Source organism: Gemmata algarum (assembly GCF_034097035.1).
GTDB classification, from domain to species: Bacteria; Planctomycetota; Planctomycetia; order Gemmatales; family Gemmataceae; genus Gemmata; species Gemmata algarum.
The window spans coordinates 73,259-92,549 of record NZ_JAXBLV010000077.1 but is presented as its reverse complement, the minus strand read 5'-3'; the positions used below and the strand labels follow the sequence as shown (position 1 = coordinate 92,549).

At 69.1% G+C, this 19,291-nt stretch carries 11 protein-coding genes; 4 read left to right on the top strand and 7 right to left on the bottom strand.

Annotation, left to right across the window (positions count from 1 at the left end):
• Positions 1 to 85: 85 nt before the first annotated feature.
• From R5W23_RS08005 to R5W23_RS07990, 4 genes are all read right to left on the bottom strand, one after another.
• Entirely contained in the window at positions 86 to 829 is a 744-nt protein-coding gene (locus R5W23_RS08005) for a DUF4058 family protein (protein WP_320685882.1), read from the bottom strand.
• A 61-nt stretch (positions 830 to 890) separates the two neighbouring features.
• Positions 891 to 4,241 (bottom strand): efflux RND transporter permease subunit, encoded by a 3,351-nt coding sequence (locus R5W23_RS08000; RefSeq protein WP_320685881.1) that lies wholly within the window; start codon positions 4,239 to 4,241, stop codon positions 891 to 893.
• A gap of 224 nt (positions 4,242 to 4,465) precedes the next feature.
• A complete protein-coding gene (locus R5W23_RS07995; RefSeq protein WP_320685880.1) occupies positions 4,466 to 5,701 on the bottom strand; it encodes an efflux RND transporter periplasmic adaptor subunit in 1,236 nt (411 codons plus the stop codon).
• A 242-nt stretch (positions 5,702 to 5,943) separates the two neighbouring features.
• Positions 5,944 to 6,582: a TetR/AcrR family transcriptional regulator gene (locus R5W23_RS07990; RefSeq protein ID WP_320685879.1), complete on the bottom strand. Its 639-nt coding sequence runs from the start codon at positions 6,580 to 6,582 to the stop codon at positions 5,944 to 5,946.
• Between the two features lie 235 nt (positions 6,583 to 6,817).
• On the opposite strand from R5W23_RS07990, the gene R5W23_RS07985 reads away from it, so the two are divergent.
• Together R5W23_RS07985 and R5W23_RS07980 are read left to right on the top strand one after the other, a co-directional pair.
• Complete coding sequence (locus R5W23_RS07985; RefSeq protein ID WP_320685878.1) at positions 6,818 to 7,795, top strand: DHH family phosphoesterase; 978 nt, start codon at positions 6,818 to 6,820, stop codon at positions 7,793 to 7,795.
• Positions 7,796 to 8,304: 509 nt separating this feature from the next.
• Complete coding sequence (locus R5W23_RS07980) at positions 8,305 to 10,068, top strand: MFS transporter (RefSeq protein ID WP_320685877.1); 1,764 nt, start codon at positions 8,305 to 8,307, stop codon at positions 10,066 to 10,068.
• A gap of 22 nt (positions 10,069 to 10,090) precedes the next feature.
• Here R5W23_RS07980 and R5W23_RS07975 read toward each other — a convergent pair whose 3' ends face one another.
• Both R5W23_RS07975 and R5W23_RS07970 read right to left on the bottom strand, forming a co-directional pair.
• Positions 10,091 to 12,511: a serine/threonine-protein kinase gene (locus R5W23_RS07975; protein ID WP_320685876.1), complete on the bottom strand. Its 2,421-nt coding sequence runs from the start codon at positions 12,509 to 12,511 to the stop codon at positions 10,091 to 10,093.
• A 36-nt stretch (positions 12,512 to 12,547) separates the two neighbouring features.
• Positions 12,548 to 13,246, bottom strand: coding sequence for a sigma-70 family RNA polymerase sigma factor (locus tag R5W23_RS07970; RefSeq protein WP_010043632.1), 699 nt, complete (start codon positions 13,244 to 13,246; stop codon positions 12,548 to 12,550).
• Between the two features lie 125 nt (positions 13,247 to 13,371).
• Between R5W23_RS07970 and R5W23_RS07965 the strand changes: the two genes are divergently transcribed.
• Positions 13,372 to 14,175 (top strand): hypothetical protein, encoded by an 804-nt coding sequence (locus tag R5W23_RS07965; RefSeq protein WP_320685875.1) that lies wholly within the window; start codon positions 13,372 to 13,374, stop codon positions 14,173 to 14,175.
• 149 nt (positions 14,176 to 14,324) lie between these two features.
• Here R5W23_RS07965 and R5W23_RS07960 read toward each other — a convergent pair whose 3' ends face one another.
• Entirely contained in the window at positions 14,325 to 16,673 is a 2,349-nt protein-coding gene (locus R5W23_RS07960; protein ID WP_320685874.1) for a serine hydrolase, read from the bottom strand.
• A 104-nt stretch (positions 16,674 to 16,777) separates the two neighbouring features.
• Between R5W23_RS07960 and R5W23_RS07955 the strand changes: the two genes are divergently transcribed.
• Entirely contained in the window at positions 16,778 to 19,291 is a 2,514-nt protein-coding gene (locus tag R5W23_RS07955; RefSeq protein ID WP_320685873.1) for a PSD1 and planctomycete cytochrome C domain-containing protein, read from the top strand.

Below are 19,291 nucleotides of genomic sequence, written 5' to 3'. Positions count from 1 at the left end.
ACGGACCACACTCCAAAACCAGAACCGCGCTGCGCGAACTGGAAACGACTGGATTCGGTATCACGGCACTCGGCGGACCGGTTCGTCACCGCGGTTCCAGCTTCGCACGGTCTTGCGGGAGCACGTCGGCGTAAGCCGCTTGGTACGCGCGCTCGAGCGGCGCGTAAACGTACTCGTCCGGCCGCAGGAACAGGGGCATGTCCGGGAGCGGGTCACCGGCCGCGAGCGGCTGAACGTAGCACCGGTGCGGGCTGCCCGCGGCGTCGCCGGACTCATACGAGGCGACCGCCAGCGGCTTGTCGTCCGGTCGCGTGTACGGGGCGCCGCCGAGCCGCGGCCAGATCACCCCGTGGAGCCCGTTCGGGTCTCGCTTGCCCGGCGGGAACGGGTCGATCACCAGCGCGTGAATGCCCGCGTCCACGGCCGTCACCACCTTCTTCACGAACTCGCGCAGCGGTTGGGCCGACGACGTGTTGCCCGGCGAAACCAGCTCGACGATGGCGACGAGCCGGTCGTCGCTGGAGTGGCGGATCGCGAGCCGCTTCTGCGCGAACGCGGGCACACGCGGCGCGCCGGTGGCCGCAATGGCGACGTGTGGTGGGGCCGCGGGGACCGTTAGCACGGTCCCGCCGGGGCGCGTGGTGTCCGGCTCTTTCGACTGAAGGGTGAGTACGTCCGGCCCCATTGTGCGGAGCGTCTGCTCGGCGCGGGCGTAGTAGCCGGGCGGGAGGACGCCGTCGTTCAGTACGCGGCGGATCGCGACCAGCCAACCGATGCGGAAGTCGTGATATGCGTAGGCTTCGACGCGGGGCCAGTCGTGCAGCGGCATCCCTCTCCTCCGGGCAGACGATCCAGTCTACTGCCCGGGGAAAGCAGACACCAACGCCGGGTTACGACCCGGTCGGGGCGGCGTCCGATCCGGCCTCCCGGAACACCGGCACCTCCTGAACCGTTTCGGCCGCCGCGTGCTCCGCGGCCGGTTCCGCCATCGCGATTGCCACCGGGGCCGGTCGCGTGCGCCGCCGGTCGATCCACGCCGCCACCCGCTTCCCGCGGTTCATCATGTCGTCCCAGATCGAGTACGCCACCGGCGTCACCAGGAGCGACAGCAGCAGCGACAGGAGTTGGCCGCCGAGGATCACCTTCGCCATGCTCGCCCGGGCGCCGGCCCCGGGGCCGCTCCCGGTCGCGATGGGGATCATCGCCGCCACCAGCATCACGGTCGTCATGAGGATCGGCCGGAACCGGGCCTCGTTCGCCCGAAGGATGGCCTCGTCGCGCGGCAGGCCCTTCGCGATTAGCACGTTCGTGTAGTCCACCTGCAAGATGCCGTTCTTCTTCACGATGCCGAACAGCATGAACAGCCCGATCATCGCGTAGATGTCCAGCGGCGTGCGCAGCAGCATGAGCGAGATCAGCGCGAACGGCAGCGTCAGCGGCACCGCCATCAGGATCGTGATCGGGTGGACGAGGCTCTCGAACTGCGCCGCCAGGATCATGTACATGAACACGAACGCCAGGAAGAACGCGAGCAGGAAGTTGGCGTTCGAGTCGGCCATCAGCTTGGCCTCGCCGAGGAACTCGTACCGGTACTCCGGCGGCAGGTCCAGCTCCTTCACGTACCCCTCCACCTCCGGCAGCACGTTGCCGAGCGCCACCCCGGGCGCGAAGTTGCACTGCACGCCGATCTGCCGCTGCCGGTTGTACCGCTCGATGGTCGCCGGGCCGCGCTCGTCGGTCAGCCGCGCCAGGGTGCGCAGCTCCACCATCTGCCCCTTGGTGTCGGGCACGAGCAACTGGTCGATCGTGGCGGACCGGTCGCGGCTCGGGAGCGCGGCGCGGAGCCACACGTCGTACTGGTCGGAGCCCTCCTTGTACTTCGTGACCGGCTCGCCGCCCACCAGCAGGCTGAGCGCGGTGGCCACGCCCTGCACGTTCACCTTCTGGTCCGCCGCCCGCTGGCGGTCGATGCGCACCTGGAGCTCCGGGCTGCGGGCCGCGGCGTTGGTGTCCACGTCGGTGAACTTCGGGTTCGCCTTCATCTTCTTCATGATCTCGGCCGCGTACCGGTCCAGCTTGTCGCCGTCGGGGCCGCGGATGCTGAGGTCCAGTTGCGCGTTCTTGAACGCGCTCGAGCTGATCAGCTTCACGTCCTGCACGGAGGTGCGCAGGTCCGGGTACTCGGCCATCACGACGCGGGCGTCGGCCATCGCGTCGCGCTGGTGGAAGGTGCGGGTCGTCAGGTCGGTCATGCGGCAGTAGATGTTGACCTGCGTCACGTCCCCCTGCCCCTTCGGCGCGCGCCCGTCGGTGGGGCCGATCACGGTGAACACGTTGGTCACCCCGCGCACCGTCTTGAGCTTCGCCTCGATCTCGGCGCACTGCGCCTCGGCCGTCTTGAGCGTGGCGCCTTCCTTGAGCGTGATGGCGACCTCGAACTCGCTCTGGTCGTCCTTGGGCACGAAGTCGGTGCCGACGATCATGAACAGCACCGGGGTGCTGAGGAACGTGAGGACCGTGGCGAGCACGATCACCCACCGGTGCCGCAGCGACCACGCCAGCGTGCCGACGTACCACCGCGTGAGCCAGCCGGCGTGGGCGTGGGACGAGTCGCCGGCAGACCCCACCCCCCGGCCCCCGCCCTGCAGGGCGGGGGAGGAAGCGGCAGCGTCGGGCGCGTGCGATTCTTCAGTTCCTTCGCCCCCCCGCCCTGCAGGGCGGGGGCCGGGGGGTGGGGTCTGTCCCTTCAGCAGCCGGGCGCACAGCATCGGGGTGAGCGTGAAGCTCACCGCCATGCTCATCAGGATCGCGAACGCGACCACGAACCCGAAGCTGTTGAAGAACCGCCCCACCTGGCCGGACATGAACGCGATCGGCGCGAAGATCACCACCAAGGACAGCGTCGTCGCCACCACCGCCAGCGCGATTTCCTGGGTTGCCTTGCTCGCAGCGTCCCACCCGCTGAGCCCGTACTCCTCCGTGTACCGGAACACGTTCTCCAGCACCACCACCGCGTCGTCGATCACGATGCCCACCGCCAGGATCAGCCCGAGCAGGGTCATGTTGTTGAGCGAGAACCCCATCACGTCCATGAACGCGAACGTGCCCACGATGCTGGTCGGCACGGCGGTCGCGGCGATCAGGGTGGCGCGCCAGTCGCGGAGGAAGATGAAGATGGTCGCGATCACCAGCACCGCGGCCAGCACGAGGTGGAACTTCACCTCCTCGATGGACCCCTTGATGAACTTGCTCTGGTCGCGGATGATCTCGGTCTTGATGTCGGCCGGGAGCCCCGACTGGATCTTGGCGAGCCGCTCCTTCACCCGGTCCGCGACCGCCACCGTGTTCCCGCCGGACTGCTTCTGGATGACGAGGCTGACCGCGACGTTGCCGTCCAGGCGCGACTTCCCGCGGGGCTCCTCGATGTCGTCGGTGACGTCCGCCACGTCCTTCACGCGGACCGCGTACTTGAGCCCGTTCTCGTCGGTGCGGGTCTCGATGATGACGTTCTCGAAGTCCACCGGGGTCTGGATGCGGCCCACCACCCGCAGCCCGCGCTCCTGGGCGCCGCCGTCCACCTTCCCGCCCGGCAGCTCGATGTTCTGCGCCGCCAGCGCCCGCCGCACGTCCTCGGGGGACAGGGGCGGGCTCAGCGCGCGGAGCCGCTCGGGCCGCAGCGTCACGTTCACCGCCCGCTGCTCGCCGCCGACCAGCACCACGGACCCGACCCCGGTCACCCCTTCCAGGTCTTCCTTGATCTGCTTCTTGGCGATCTCGGTGACCTCGCGCAGCTTGCGCCCCGGCCCGCCGGACACCACCACCGTCACGACCGGGGCCGCGTCCAGGTTGAACTTCTCGACCACCGGCGCGTCGGTGCCGAACGGGAGCCGCGGGAGCAGCGTGGAGATGCGGTCGCGCACGTCCTGGGCCGCGATGTCGCCGTTGCGCTCCAGCTTGAACCCGATGACGACGCTGGACACGCCCTCCTTGGTGGTGGACCGCAGCTCGTCGATCCCGGAGACGGTGTTCACCGCCTCCTCGACCGGGCGGGTGACGCTCGACTCCATCTCGTCGACGCTGGCCCCGCGGAGCGTGGTGGTGACCACCACGACGGGCACGTCCACGTTGGGGAACAGCTCGACCCCGAGCCGCCCGTAGGACGCCATCCCGAGCACCACCGGCCCGAGCACGAGCATGGTGGTGAACACCGGGCGGCGGATGCAGATGTCCCAGATGGCCATTGCAAAGGTCCCAGAGGTCAGAGGTCAGAAGGCAGTTTCACCGCAGAGGGCACGAGAGGGCGCAGAGAAGGCACAGAAGCAGTGAGAGAAATTGAGAGGGGAGCAACCGCCACCGTTCCGGTCGCACGCCTGAAAATAAGCCCGCTCCGGCTCCATTTCTCCGCTTTCTCTCTGCGCCCTCTCGTGCCCTCTGCGGTGAAACTGCCTTTTGCTTTTTGCTGCTCTCAACGAATCCGGATGGGGGCGCCGTCCACCAGTTGCGACTGCCCGCTCGTGACCACCTTCGCGCCCGCGGGCACGCCGGCCACCTCCAGCCACGCCTTATCGCGGGTGCCCACCGTCACCTCGACCGCCCGGGCCGTGTCGCCCTCGACCACGAACACCTTGTTCACCCCGGCGAACGACACCAGCGCCTCCGGCGGCACCGTGGTCACCGCGTCGGAGCCGACCACCACCTCGCCGGTGGCGAACCCGCCGGCCTTCAGCTTGCCGTCCCCGTTGCGCACCCCGATCACCACCCCGAAGGTGCGGCTGGTCGGGTCGATGGTGGGGCTGATCCGGGCCACGAACCCGTTGAACAGGTGCCCCGGGTGGGCCAGCACGCTCAGCTCCACCTGCTGGTTCACCAGCACGTCCGGCGCGTGCTTCTCGGGCACCGCGACCCCGAACTTCAGCGCGTGGTCGATCACCAGCCGGAAGCAGTTGGTCAGCGGCATCGACTCGACCGACGAGCCGGGCGTCACCATCCGCTGGGCCACCGCGTAGGACAGCGGGGTCGCGGTCTTGCCGAGCTGCTGCACCCAGTCGTTCCACTCGGGCGGGTTTGGGGCGCACAGCTTCGTGTCCGCGAGCCGGCGCTCGGCGTCCTCGAGCGCGGCCTTGAGCCGCCGGGCGTTGGCGAGCGTCACCCGGGCGTCGGTCTCCGCCACCAGCACCCGGGTCCGCGCGACCGCCACGCGGTTGATCGCGGAGTCGAGCGCCTGGCGCGACCCGACCCCGCCCGCGACCTCCTTCTCGACCCGCTTCAGCTCGGAGTCCGCGAAGTCGGCGTTGGCCTTCGCCTCGGCCACCGCGTCCACCTTGGCGATCAGCGGCTCGAACTCGGCGTCGGAGCCGGGCAGCGCGGCCAGCTTCAGCTTGCGCAGCTCGGCCTCGAACGCCGGGCGGGCCTGCGCCACCGCGAGCCGGAACTCCGTGGGGTCGAGTTCCATGAGCAGCTCGCCGGGGCGGACCCGCGCGCCCACGTCGTGGTACGCGCGCAGCACCCGCCCGCCGACCTTCGGCGCGAGCATCACGTCCTCGTAGGGGTACAGCGTGCCGGACACCGGGACCGTGCGCCGCAGCTTCATCGCCTTCGCCTCGGCGACCGTCACCGGGACCGCCTTCGGGGCGGCGTCCGCGGTGGTCGCGGGCGGCTTCGGCGCGCACGCGGGGAGCAGGAGGGCGAGGAGCAGCAGCAACCCCCCCCCCCAAGTGCCGAAGGGGAGGACGGCAGACCCACCCCCCGGCCCCCTCCCTGCAGGGAGGGGGAGTTCGGCGGCCGCGCCCCGCGAACTCGTTTCGCGAGGCGTTCCGGGAGTGCCTCCTCTCCCCCTCCCTGCCCGCCGGCCCGCGGAAGCTCCGCTGACAGGGCCGGCGAGCGCGGCGCGGGGGCCGGGGGGTGGGTTGCTTTGGGTGCCTTCGAGGGGTGTCGGTTCTGCCCTCATCGCGTCTCCTTTGCCGCCAGAACACCGTTCAGCACCACGTCGAGCATGTCTGCGGCCTGCGCGTCCGGGTCGCTCGGGCGGCCGGTCAGCAGGTTGGTGAGGATGGTGCCGTACAGCAGATCGCCCAGCACGTTAAAGAACCGCTCCCGCGGCACCGCCCGGATCGCGCCGGCGCTCACGAGGTGGTTGAAGAACGCCTCGTGCTTGCACTCGGCCTCGGCGTTCTTGGTGACGAAGTACAGCGGCCGGTGGTGGTGCGGGAACGCGGCCCGCTCCTGGATGAACAGCTCCGCCATCTCGGGCCGCCGGTGGAAGAACCCGAGGTACGCCCGCACCGCGGCGCGGATCAGGTCGGCCCCCTGGTGGGGCTGCGCCAGCACGCCGTCCATCTCGGTCTCCAGCTCCTTCAGCCCGCGCTCGACGGCGCTGAGGAACAGTTGCTCCTTGGTCGGGAAGTACCGGTATACGGTCCCGTTCCCGACCCCGAGGTGGTTCGCGATGGTTTGCACCTGCGTGTTCGCGAACCCGAAGGTGGCGAACACGCGGGCGGCGGTGTCCAGGATCTGGGCCTTGCGCCGCGCCTCCAGATCGGGGTCGCGCGGGCGCCCGGGCTTCCGGTTCTCAGTGACACTCATACGGCGTTTCACTGATTTTAGATATTTAACGGATTGGTCCGTCCGGTAAATAGTACCCGCTTGTGAAATAGGCGACAAGCCCAACTTTCCCTCGGTTCGGAAAGAATGGCGAATTTCGGGGCGGCGTCCCGTTCCGGCTCGCGCGGCCACTTCCGCCGGCGCGGCGTCCGAATTCTCGTTTCCGGATGAGGTGAGCCGGTTACAATTCACCTATCTCGCCATTGGAACGCATTACATGCCGCTCGACTGGTCCCCGCTGGTTGACCTCCTGCGCCGTCACGAACGCCCGCTCCTGATGACCCACGTGCGCCCGGACGCCGACGGGATGGGCGCGCAGTTGGCGCTCCACGACGCGCTCGCTGCCATCGGAAAGTACCCCCGCGTGGCGATCGCCAGCAAGCTGCCCCCGCGGTACGAGTTCCTCGACCCCAAGCGGACGGTCATCGAGGACTTCAAGCCGGCCGCGTTCACGGACCGGGACTGCGTGGTGATCCTCGACACCGGGACGTGGAACCAGCTCGGCGATTTCGGCGACTGGCTGCGGAAGTCGCCGCTGCCGCGTGCGGTGGTGGACCACCACCGCACGCAGGACGATCTGGGCGGGCTCCAACTGGTGGACACCACCGCGGAGGCGGCCGGTCGGCTCGCCTACGAGCTGATCCGCGCCCTGGGCGCCCCGCTGAGCGCGGCGGCGGCGAATCATTTGTTCATGGCGGTGGCGACCGACACGGGCTGGTTCCGGCACCCCAACGCGACGGCGCAGACCTTCGCGCTGTGCGGCGAGTTGGTCGCGGCCGGGGCGAACCCGACGGCCCTGTACGAGCAGTTGTACGAGGCCGCCTCGCTGGCCCGGTTCAAGCTCACCGCGGTCGCCCTGGAGCGGCTCGGGGTGCGGGCGAACGGGAAGATCGGGTTCACCGAGATCGCGCTGGCCGACTACGAGAAAACCGGGTCCGTCCCGGGCGACACGGAAGACCTGATCAACTACCCGCGCTCGGTGGAGGGCGTGGAGCTGGCGCTGGTGTTCATCGAGCAGCCCGGCGGCGGGACGAAGGTGAGCTTCCGGTCGCGGGCCGCCGACGTGTCCAAGCTCGCCGAGAAGTGGGGCGGCGGGGGGCACAAGCTCGCGAGCGGCGCCCGGCTCGGGAAGCCGCTCGCGGAGGCCCGCGAGGAGGTGCTCGCCGCGGCCGAAGCGGTCCTGGCGGGCCAGTAAAGTTCCGATCCGGTTGCCGGCGGCGGTCCAAATGCCCGAGATCGCTCGCTCTGCGCTGTAACGGGGGTTACAGTTCGGCCCGCCGGTCGTCGCTGGGGCCGCAACGGGACATCCGCTGGTCGAGGACTACCCCATTCGCTGACGGTTCGCTGGGTGGTCACTACCACGCGATTCGCGTGTTCTGAGCACCGCGGCCGGGGCGAATGCGACCGGGAGCGGGTCCGGCCGCACGCCGAATAGCGACTGCAAGTATTTGCAACGGCAGCGTTTGCAACGCAGTTAATCAACGCCAACGAGCGTGCTTCGCGGTTCGGTGCCCGTTGCCAATGCTCCGCCCGGCGCGGATGCGGGAAGCGAGAACTTCTGGAAGTGCCGAATCGGGAGATGAGGGGTGGGAAATGCCGGGTGTGCCGATCGGCCGGTTGGTGGTTCCCGCTCCGACCGGACTCCTGTTGCGGCCGGGTGACGCGCGATAACGAGACCTACCACAACTCCTTCTGGAGTTCCCAATGAGTTACACGCTCCGTGACCTGCCGCTGCCCGTCAAGGTGGTGGTGACCGTGTTCCTGCTCGCGGTGGGCGCCGGGTACTCGTCGGCGATGCTGCAACTGCACATCCAGGACTCGAAGTCCGGCAAGCCGATGCCCACGCCCGAGGACGTGGTGCTAAAATTCACCGGCAAGAAGAAGTTCGACCCCAACGCGCCGCCGCCGGAGGCGCCGGCGTCCCGGCTCGAAGCGCTGATCGTTGCCCAGACGGAAGAGATCAACGGCAACACGATGGCCGGCGCGTTCACCGCGCACGACCGCGGGCCGAAGCACCTCAAGTTCTCGGAGCACATCAAGGCGCGCCCGGAGGCCGAGGTGCGGGCCGAGCGCAAGGGCGAGCAGCGGGTGCTCGTGCAGTGGATCCACACGCCGGACGCGGAACGTAAGGCGGCCTACGAGGCCGACAAGTTCGTGCCGCCCGCCGGCAAGATGCCGAAGGCGCTGACCGCGGGGTTGAAGGACGGCGACGCGGTCAAGATCAAGACGCTGATCGACTCCCGGTGCGTGACGTGCCACTCGAAGGGCGGCGAGAAGGAAGAGCCGGCGCTCGACAACTACGCCGGGCTGATGAAGTTCGTGCCGCCCCCGCCGCCCCCGCCGCAGCCCGACAAGTACGGCTACATCAAGGTCGAGGAGCCGATCAGCATCAGCAAGCTGACGCAATCGACCCACGCCCACCTGCTGAGCTTCGCGGTGCTGTTCTCGCTCACGGGGCTCGTCTTCGCGCTGAGCAGTTGGCCGGCGTGGATGCGCGTGATCGGCGGGCCGTGGGTCGTGGTCATGGTGTTCGCGGACGTGTCGATGTGGTGGCTCGCCCGGCTGTGCGACGAGTACGGGCCGTTCTTCGCGATGGCCGTGATCCTCACCGGGTTCCTCGCCGCCGTCGGGTTGTTCGGCCACATCGCCGGCAGCCTGTTCACCATGTACGGGCTCAAGGGGCGGGTGGTGATCGGGCTGCTGTTCGTGCTGGGCGCGGTCGCGGGCGGGGCGTTCGTGACGAAGCTGCTCGTGCCCGCGCTGCCGAAACCGAAGGTCGAGGAGAAGCAGGCTGCGGACCCGGAACCGGACGGGGGCAAGCCCGAGGTGAAGAAGCCCGAAGACAAGAAGCCCGAGATCAAGAAGACGGAGGACAAGAAGGAACCTGTTGTTCCGGTGGTGGCCACGCCCAAGAAGCCGATCAACGAAATCGACCGCCTGTTGACGTGGCCGCTCGATCCCGCGGGCAAGCCGGTTCCGCTGGCCGAACTGAAGTTCGCCGGGGGCGAGAACGGCGGCATGATCCGGGCGTTCTTCGACAAGGAAAAGAAGTACGCGGACGCGATGAAGAGCGGCTCGCCGGCCGAGCAGGACAAGCTCAAGGCCCAGCGCCAGAGCGACCTTAACGCGCTGGTCGCGTGGGCGCGCAGCCCGGACGCGGTGCGCAAGAGCAGCTACGAGGCCGACACGTTCGAGTTCCCGGGAGGGGGCGACAAGGCCGTCACGCCGGACTTCGCGAAAGACGGCAAGGTGAAGATCAAGACGCTGATCGACAACCGGTGCGCGACGTGCCACGCGCCGGGCAAGAAGCAGGAGGACTACCCGCTCGACAGCTACAAGGGCTTCTCGGCGTACCTAGCTGCGCTCGACGCGCCGGCCCCGAAGGACGAGAAGGCCGAAACGCCCGCGCCGGTCGAACCGAAGGCGGTGAAGCCGGTCGATCCGATCCCGCCCGCGAAGGACGATTGACGCGGCTCGGTGCTGAGGGCGGCTAGTTTTTCTTGAGCGGCTGCCAGTCCTTCTTGCCGTCCTTTTTGCCCCGCATTCCGCCGAAGCCGCCGAACTCGCCGTACTGCATGGCTTTCTCGGCGGCGTGCCAGGACGCGCGGGTGTCGTTCAGTCGGGTGCAGACCTCGGCCAGCGCGCCGTAGGTCACGGCCAGCAGCTCGCGCTCGGCCCGCAGGCGCGGTCCCTCGCTCGGGCGCTCGCCCGGGGGGGCGACCAGCGGTGCGAGCGCGTCCACCGACTCTTCGAGCGTCTTGCGCGCCGGGGACAACTTCCCTTGCGCCGACAGCACGCTCGCGAGTCGATAGCGTGTGAACCCCAGTTCGAGGTGCCCGTGCGCCGGCGGGACCACCTCGGGGTCCGTGAACGACGCCAGTGCGGCCGTGTAATCCGCCGCGGCCGCCGCCCGGTTGCCCGCCTGCTCCGCGTTCCAGCCGGCCCGCACCTTCACCGACCCGCTCAGCCAGTCGCGGCCTTCGGCCAGTTCGGCGGCGCGGCGCAGGGGCCGGTCGTGGTCCTGCGGGAACACACCCGGCGTCGCGGTCAGGTACGCCATCACCAGTTCGGTCCGCATCCCCTCGTTGTCGGGGAACTTCTCGACGAGCGGCTCCAGGAGCGCGACCGCGCGGTCGAACGCCGCCGCCGCCTTCTCGGGCCGCTTCAGCCACACGTGGGCCTCGCACACCCGGCGGGACGCCTTCGCGGCCTCGAACTGGAGCCGCGGGGTCGGCGGGTTCTGCTCCACGAACCGGTCGTAGAACGCGAGCACCGCTTCGAGGATCGCGGCCTTGTCGGCAGCGAGGTCGGTGTGCGGTCCGCCCGGGCCGCCGTCCGGGCCGTCTTTGGGTCCGTCCTTCGGGCTGCCGAACGGTCCATCTTTCGGCCCATCTTTGGGGCCGTCCTTCGGCCCGAACCCGCCGAACGGCCCGCGGTGCTCGGGGCCGCGCCCGCCGATCGGCCCGCGCGGGATGGGCAGCCACGGCCCGGGCTGGCCGCTCGCGCTGGCCACCTCGAACACCTTCTCGAACGTGTCCAGCGACAGCTTCAGGTTCGCCTCGAGCCGCGCCGACAGCGCGACCGCCTCGGCGGTCGCGCGGTCGGCTTTGGCCCTCGCCTCTTCGGCCTCCTTGCGCCGGTCCTCCTCGCGCGCGAACCAGACCCACCCGGTCACCGCGGCCAGCGCCAGGGCCGCGACCGTGGTGGTCGTCAGCGCGGCCACGGCCGGGTTCCGCCGGCACACGCGCCACACGCGCGCCGGGAGCGACAGCCGCCGGGCCTTGATGGGCCGGTCGTTGAGGAAGGCGTCGAGGTCGTCGGCCAGCTCGCGCGCGCTGGCGTACCGGGCCGACGGCTCGCGGGCCATCGCCTTCAACACGATGGTTTCCAGGTCCCGAGGGATGTCGGGGTTGAGCGTCCGGGGAGGCGGCGGGTCCGTGTCGGTCACTTGCTTGACGAGGCGCGCGGGAGAGTCCGCGGAGTAGGGCGGTTCGAGCGTCAGCAGCTCGTACAGGGTGGCCCCGAGGCCGTACACGTCGCTGCGGTCGTCGGACCGGCCGCTCAGCCCTTCGGGCGGCACGTACTGGAGCGTGCCCAGGATGTCGCCGGTCGCGGTGAGGCCGTCGGCGTTCATCAGCTTCGCGAGGCCGAAGTCCGCGACCCACACGCTCGCCCCGTCGAACAGCAGGTTCGCGGGCTTCACGTCGCGGTGCAGCACGCCGTGCTGGTGGGCGTAATCGAGCGCCTCGGCCGCCTGGAGCCCGGCCCCGGCGACGAACCGCCAGTCGCCGTAACCCGGGCCGTCCGGCTCCGGCTCGACGATCTCGTAAGGTGGAGCCGCGGCGGGCTTCGTCCCGGGGCCGAGCGCGAGCGTTTCGCGGACCGCTTCGGTGGTCTTGTCGAGCTGTCGCCGCCACCGGCGGACGAGCGCGTGCAGCCCGCACCCGGGGATCAGTTGCATGACGTAGTACGGCAGCCCGTCCTGCTCCCCGACGCCGAACACCGGCACGATGTTCGTGTGGTGCAGTTTGGCCGCGGCCTGCGCCTCGCGCACGAACCGCTCGCGCCGGGTCCGGTCGAGCTGGGCGTGCCGGGCGAGCACCTTCAGCGCGACGGGCCGCCCGAGCGATTCTTGAACCGCCTCGAACACCACCCCCATGCCGCCGCGGCCGAGTTCGCGCACGATGCGGAAGTCGCCCAGGCGGTCCGGGAGCGACGGCTCCGCGCCGGGGGTGCGGAACCGCTTGAGCAGTTCCATCTGTGCGACCGCGGGTAGCAGCTCGCGCAACTGCTCCGCGTGGTCGGGGTGGGCCGCCGCGTAGGCGCTCACGGACGGGTGCTCGCCCCGCCGGAGCCGGTCGGCGAACTCCTCGGCCAGCACGTCCACGGGGTCGCGGTCGTCGGAGAGCATGGGGCACCTGTCTCGGGCGGGCCGGAGCGGGGCGCGTCACCCGGTGAACCCGGGGATCGTTTCCAGAATCTGTTTGAGCCGGGCCAGCGCCCGGACGTACCGCTTGCTGGCGGCCGCGGGCTGCACCCCCAGTAGGGAGGCCGTTTCGGTGTTGCTCAGCTCCTCGAAGTGCCGCAGCGCCAGCACCTCGCGGTCGAGCGGGTCCATCGCCGCGAGGGCCTGCTCGAGCCGCGCGAACGACTCGGTGCGGGCGGCGGCGTGGCTCGGGCTGCTCCCGTTGCCGAGCAGGCACGCGGCCAGGCACGCCGAGTCGGCGGCGGTCGCGCCGCGGTCGATCGAGACCTCCTGACCGATGTCGCGTTTCTGAGCCAGGTGCTCGCGGTGGACATCGGCCAGCCGCTGCCCCACGACCAACCGCAGCCAGCCGAAAAACGGCTGGTCCGGCTTCTCGAAGTAGTGGTCGATGCGCTTCAGCGCGTCGATGTACGCCTCTTGCAGCACGTCCGACGGCGAAACGCGGCCCGTGAGCCGGGGGTCCAGCCGCAGTTGCACCATCCGGCGCAGCTTGTCGCGGTGCTTGGCGAACAGCTCGGCCAGCGCCGGCTGGTCGCCGCCGCGCACCCGGCCCAGCAGGTCCGCAATATCCTTTTCGGCTTCCACGGCCATCAGCACGCCCTCGTCGGTCTCATGAATTAAACGCCGCCGGCCGAGGGCCGCGACCGCGGGCCGGCCCATGAAAAGGTTCTGAGCACGGGTCGCGACGCCGAACGCCCACCGTTTGTCATTATGCCAGGGAACGCGATCCGTTGGGCGACCGTTTCGCCCCGGATCAGACCTCTCCCGCGCTGCGGAGAACGTACATGTTTTGGCTCTCGAAGGTGTTCGCCCCGGCGGTCCTGGTGATCGGGATCGCGGGATCGGCGGTGGTGGTGATGGCGCAACAGGACGGCGCGGACGACAATCAGCCCCCGTTCGGCAAGGGCGGTCCGGCGTTCGGTAAGGGGCAACCGCCGTTCGGCAAAGGTAAAGGTGAAGACAAGAAGGGCGACAAGAAAGGCGACCGGAAGGGCGAGGAGAGGAAATTCGAGGAGAAGAAATTCGAGAAGAAAGGTGACGAGAGAGGCGCGTCCGGTCCGAAGGGGCCGGCACCGAAGTCCGACGCGGTGGTAGACGCGTGGGTGGCAACGCTGTTGAGCAAGATTACCGATCCGCATGACACGGTGCGTGACAGCGCCCGCGGGGCACTGGTGGCGGTCGGGCCGGCGGCCCTGCCGGCGCTGCAGAAGCTGGCCGACGGGGACGATCCGGCGAAGGCGGTCGCCGCGCGGAAGCTGATCGGGGCGATCCACGGCCGCGGTCCGGGTGGCCCGGCCGCGGGACCGAGTGGGCGCGGCGGGCGCGGCGGCTTCGGACCAGGCGAGCCGGGTGGGCGAGGCGGGTTCTCCGGCCCGGCGGGTCCGGGCGGGCGCGGCGGGTTCGGCTTCGGAGCCCCAGGCGGGTTCGGCCCGGGTGGGCGTGGGCCGGGCGGCCCCGGCGGGCAACCGGGTATGAGGCCCGGCGGGCGCGGTCCCGGTGGGCCGGGCGGTGAGCGCCGCCCCGGCCGCGAGGAAGAGGAGCAGGAGTTCGAAATCGCGCCGCAACCGCGCGTCCTTGCGATCCACTGACCGAATCGGCGGGCGCCAGCCCGCTGACTCGCCGCGGCCCCGGGATCCCCTCCCGGGGCCGTGTCGTTTGCGGCCGCACGATCGTTGGGGCGGCCGGAGCAACCTCGAACGGTCGTCCGCGGTCGGCTCGTACCGCTCCGCGAGCGCGATCAGCGCGTCAGCTCCTCGAACGTCTTGTTCAGGATGGGGTACTTCTTCCAGTCCTTGTAGTCGAAGTGCCACCATTCCTCTTCGTACACCGTGAACCCCTCGGCCTCCATCGCTCGCCGCAACAGGTCGCGGTGCCAGCGCTGCTTTGAAGTGCCGCCCATGTAGTCCGGGAACGCGCGGTCGGAGAACTCGTCGTACCCGCTCACCACCTCGATCGGCTTGCCGGTCTTCAGGTCGTACAGGGCAAGATCGACCGCGCACCCGCGGTTGTGGCGCGAGCCCTTCGACGGGTCGGCGACGAAGCCATGAAACTTCTCGGGCGTCGCGTCCCAGAACATCTTCGTGACGTGCCACGGCCGATACGCGTCGAACACCAGAAGCCCGTACCCCTGCTCCTTCAGCTTCGTGTGAACGCGCGCGAGCGCCGCGGCGGCCGGCTTCTGCATGAACGCCTTCGCCGACGTGTAGAACGGGGCGCTGAGGAAGTTGTTGTCGGTCGCGTACCGGATGTCGAACTTCACGCCCTCGATCGTGGCGAGGTCGACCAGATCGGGCTTGAGGAACTCGCCCTTTTCGACGGGCGGTGTCGCGGCCAGTGCGCCCTTGCGAACCTCCGCGAGCGGCTTGGTCGGCTTCACCTTGAACGTCTCGCCGTTCTCGCCGTCCAGTTTGCGGCGGTCCATGACCACGGTCGCGCACGTCACCTTCGTCGCCCGACCGCTCTTGTCGCGCGAGAACACGAGCTTCTCGCCGTAGTACATCCCGCGGTCCGGAGGGAACGCGAACACGTCGTCCGATTCCTGGGTCAACGGGTCGATCTCGGTCAGCTCGATGAGCGCGTGGAGCTGGCCGTCTTTCTCGTAGATGATGAGCGGCAGGTGATCCCAGCCGTACTCGCCGATCAGCCCCGCGAACTTCCCGGGGGCGTCCGCGGGAGCCGCGGCGCGGGGCTTCTCTTTCTCGAACGTAAACTTCCCGATCGCGAGCTTGCCATCAGTAAGGGTGTACCGGGCGCCCCACGCGGTCACGTCATCGGCGACGAGACCGCCGGGCGCTTTCCGGAGTTCGATGCGGGAGCCGCCGCGGCCCGATTCCACGAACAGCCGGCCGAAGGACTCGGACAGGTCGAGCCACCGGTCGCCGCTGCGGTAGCGGCCGACCAGCGCCCGGGTCTCTTCGGGCTTCAGCGGTTCGCTGGTTTCGATCGCCGGTAGCGGTTTGCCGGCCTTGGCCGCGACCGCGAGCCGCAGCAGGTCGTTCGCGATCCGGGTGACGACCGCGTTGGACGAGTCGCGCGACGACACCACGACCACCCCGAGCTTCTCACCCGGGAGCAGCGCGAACTCGGTCGCGAAACCGTAAATGGCGCCACCATGCCCCACACGCTTCTTACCGTCGAGTTCGCCGAGCACGAACCCCAGGCCGAACTGCCGCAGGGCGTCGTTCTCGGAAAACTGCGGGCTCAGCATCTCCTTGATGCTCTCGGGCTTCAGGAACGCCTTATCGGCCACTTTTCCGTCCGCGAACAGGCACGACTGGAACTTCGCGAGGTCCAGAACGGTCGAGTACATGCACCCCGCGGGGGCCGCGCCCAGCTCGAAGGTCGGCGCCGGGAACTCCTTTCCGTGGTACGTCCACATCACCGCGTCCGCGAGCCCTTTTTTGACCCCGGCGGTGGGAAGGAACGAACTCGCGTTCATCCCCAGCGGGTCGATCACGCGCCGCTGAACGTACTTCTCGAACTGCTCCTTTTGCGACTGCTGGAGCGTGTACCCGACCACCCCGATGGCCGCGTTCGAGTACTTCATGCGCGACGACGGCGGGTACACCAGTCCGATGCCGTTCATGCTCAGTACCGTCTTCTCGAGGCTCGGCTCCGAAGGGTCGAAGTAGTTCCCGGTTGGTGGTTCGCGGATCAGACCCGACCGGTGCGACATCAGCATCCGCAGCGTGATCGGCTTTTCGCCGTCCCTGTAAGACGGCTTGAACTTGGGGACATACTTCGCCACCGGCGCGTCGATGTCGAGCTTGCCGTCTTCCACCAACTGCATCACCGCGACATCGGTGAACAGCTTCGACACCGACCCCACTCGGTACACGGTTTCCGCGGTGGCCGGGGTTTTACGCCCGCGGTCCTGAAACCCGTACCCGGCGGCCCAAACCACCTTCTGATCGTCCACCAGCGCGACCGACAGCGCCGGGAGCTTCTTGTCCCCGACCTCGTGCTTGATCAGCTTCTCGACCTCCGCCACGGCGGCCTTGTACGGCTCCGCGGCCGGGACCGACGGCTGGGCGTGCGCGCGGGGCGCGAGCGCGCAGCCGACGACAAGAGCAACGAGGCAGCGCATGTGTGCTCCAATCAAAAGGCGGACCGATGGTATTTGCAATCGTCCGGTTCGTCCCGGTATACTACCAACTCACCGACCGGCCCCACCCGCCCCGACGAAATCCCATGCGACCGCTTCTCCTTCTCGCATGCGCCCTTTGCCCAGCAACCGCCCGCGCCGCCCCAGAGCCGCCGGTCGATTTTGCCCGCGACGTTCGCCCCATCCTGTCGAACCAGTGCTTTCAGTGCCACGGGCCGGACGAGAAGACCCGCAAAGCGAACTTGCGCCTTGATGTCCGCGAGGCGGCGCTGAAGGCCGGGGCGTTCGTGCCCGGGAAACCGGACGCGAGCGAGATCATCACGCGCATCTGCACGACCGAAGACGAACTGCGGATGCCGCCGGCGAAGCTGAAGAAGCCGCCGCTCACCGGACGGCAGATCGCCACGCTGAAGCGGTGGATCGCGGAGGGTGCGAAGTACTCCGGTCACTGGGCGTTTGCACAACTGACCCGCCCGGCGGTGCCGGACGTTGGCCCCGCGGCACGAAACGTGATCGACAAGTTCATCCTCGCGCGCCTCGCGGCGGAACAGGTGGCGCCTGCCAAAGAGGCGGACCGCGTCACGCTGATCCGGCGCCTCTCGTTCGACCTCACCGGGCTCCCGCCCGCTCCCGAAGAGGTGCGAGCTTTCGTGAACGATGAGGCGCCTGACGCTTACGAGAAACTGGTCGACAAGCTGCTCGCGTCCCCTCACTTCGGCGAGCGCATGGCGGTGTGGTGGCTCGACCTCGTGCGGTACGCCGACAGCATCGGCTACCACAGCGACAACCCGATGAACGTGTCGCCGTACCGCGACTACGTGATCCGCAGTTTCAACGAGAACAAGCCGTTCAACCAGTTCACCGTTGAGCAACTCGCGGGAGACCTGTTGCCGAACGCGACGCTGCAACAAAAGGTCGCCAGCGCGTACAACCGGCTGCTGCAAACGACCGAAGAGGGCGGGGCGCAGGCGAAGGAGTATATCGCCAAGTACTCCGCCGACCGCGTCCGCAACTACGGGCAGGTGTGGCTCGGCGGCACGCTCATGTGCGCCGAGTGCCACAACCACAAGTTCGACCCGTACACGCAGGCCGATTTTTACTCCGTGGCGGCGTTCTTCGCCGACATCCAGGAGCCGGCGGTGGGCGGGCGCGGCCCCGGGACGCCCATCATGACCGCGGAGCAGGAAAGCGAACTGAATCGCCTCGTGCGGAACGTCCGGATCGCGTCCGCGAAGCTCGAAGCCGCAGCAAAGGCGTTTGCGGCTGATGACGACGCGTTCGCTGACGTGGAGAAATGGCCGAACCCCGCGACCGCGAAGAAGGAACCCGCGCGGGTGGTCGTTTCGGCAGACGTGAGGGCGATTCTGGCAAAGTCGCCCGATAAGCGCTCGTCCGCGGAAGTCGGGCGGCTCGCGGTGTTCGCTCGCGACAACGCGCCCGACTTCAAGGCCGATCGCGACGCGCTCGACGGCGCGACCGCCGCGCGAGCGGCGTTCGACAAGACCATTCCGCGCGTGCTGATGACCCAGAGCGGACCGCCCCGGACGGTGCGCGTACTGCCGCGCGGCAACTGGCTCGACGACAGCGGCCCGGAGGTGAAGCCGAACACGCCCGCGTTCCTGCCACCGCTCCCGCCGCTCCCCGCGGGCCGGGCGCGGTACACGCGGCTCGACCTCGCGCGCTGGACCGTGTCGCCCGAGAACCCGCTCACCGCCCGCGCGACTGCGAACCGGCTGTGGCGTGTGTTCTTCGGGTACGGCCTCGCGCGGTCGCTCGAAGAAACCGGCGTGCAGGGCGAGTTGCCGACGCATCCGGAACTGCTCGACTGGCTCGCAACCGAGTTCGCGGCCAAATGGGACGTGAAGGGGCTGGTTCGGATCATGGTTCTCTCCTCCACCTACCGCCAGTCGTCGGCGGAGACGCCGGCCATGCGCGAGCGCGACCCCATGAACAAGCTGTTCGCGCGCCAGACCCGCCAGCGCCTCGACGCCGAGTTCATCCGCGATACGGCGCTGCGCGTGAGCGGGTTGCTGAACCCGCAGGTCGGCGGCGCGAGTGTGAAACCGTACCAGCCTGCGGGGTACTGGGCGGCGCTCAACTTCCCGGCACGCGAGTGGCAGAAGGACGCCGGCGACAAGGTGTACCGCCGCGGCATGTACACGCACTGGCAGCGGTCCTTCCCGCACCCGGCGATGGTCGCGTTCGACGCTCCTAGCCGCGAAGAGTGTACCTGCGACCGCCCGAAATCGAACATCCCGCAGCAGGCGCTCGTGCTGCTCAACGACCCGGAGTTCGTGGAAGCGGCGAACGCCTTCGCGGCGAAGACGCTTCAAGAAGGCGGGGCCGGCGATGGGGCGCGAACGGCGTGGGCGTTCGAGCGGGCCACCGGACGGGTACCGAAGCCTGAAGAGGTTCAGGTGCTGACGGGCGTACTGAACAAGCACCGCCGACAGTTCGCCGCGAAGCCCGACGAGGCGAAGAAGCTGCTCGCGGTCGGCGACGCGGCCCCGCCGAAGGACGTCAAGCCCGAAGAACTGGCCGCGTGGGTGAGCGTATGTCGTGTCGTCCTGAACCTGCACGAGACGATCACGAGGCCGTGA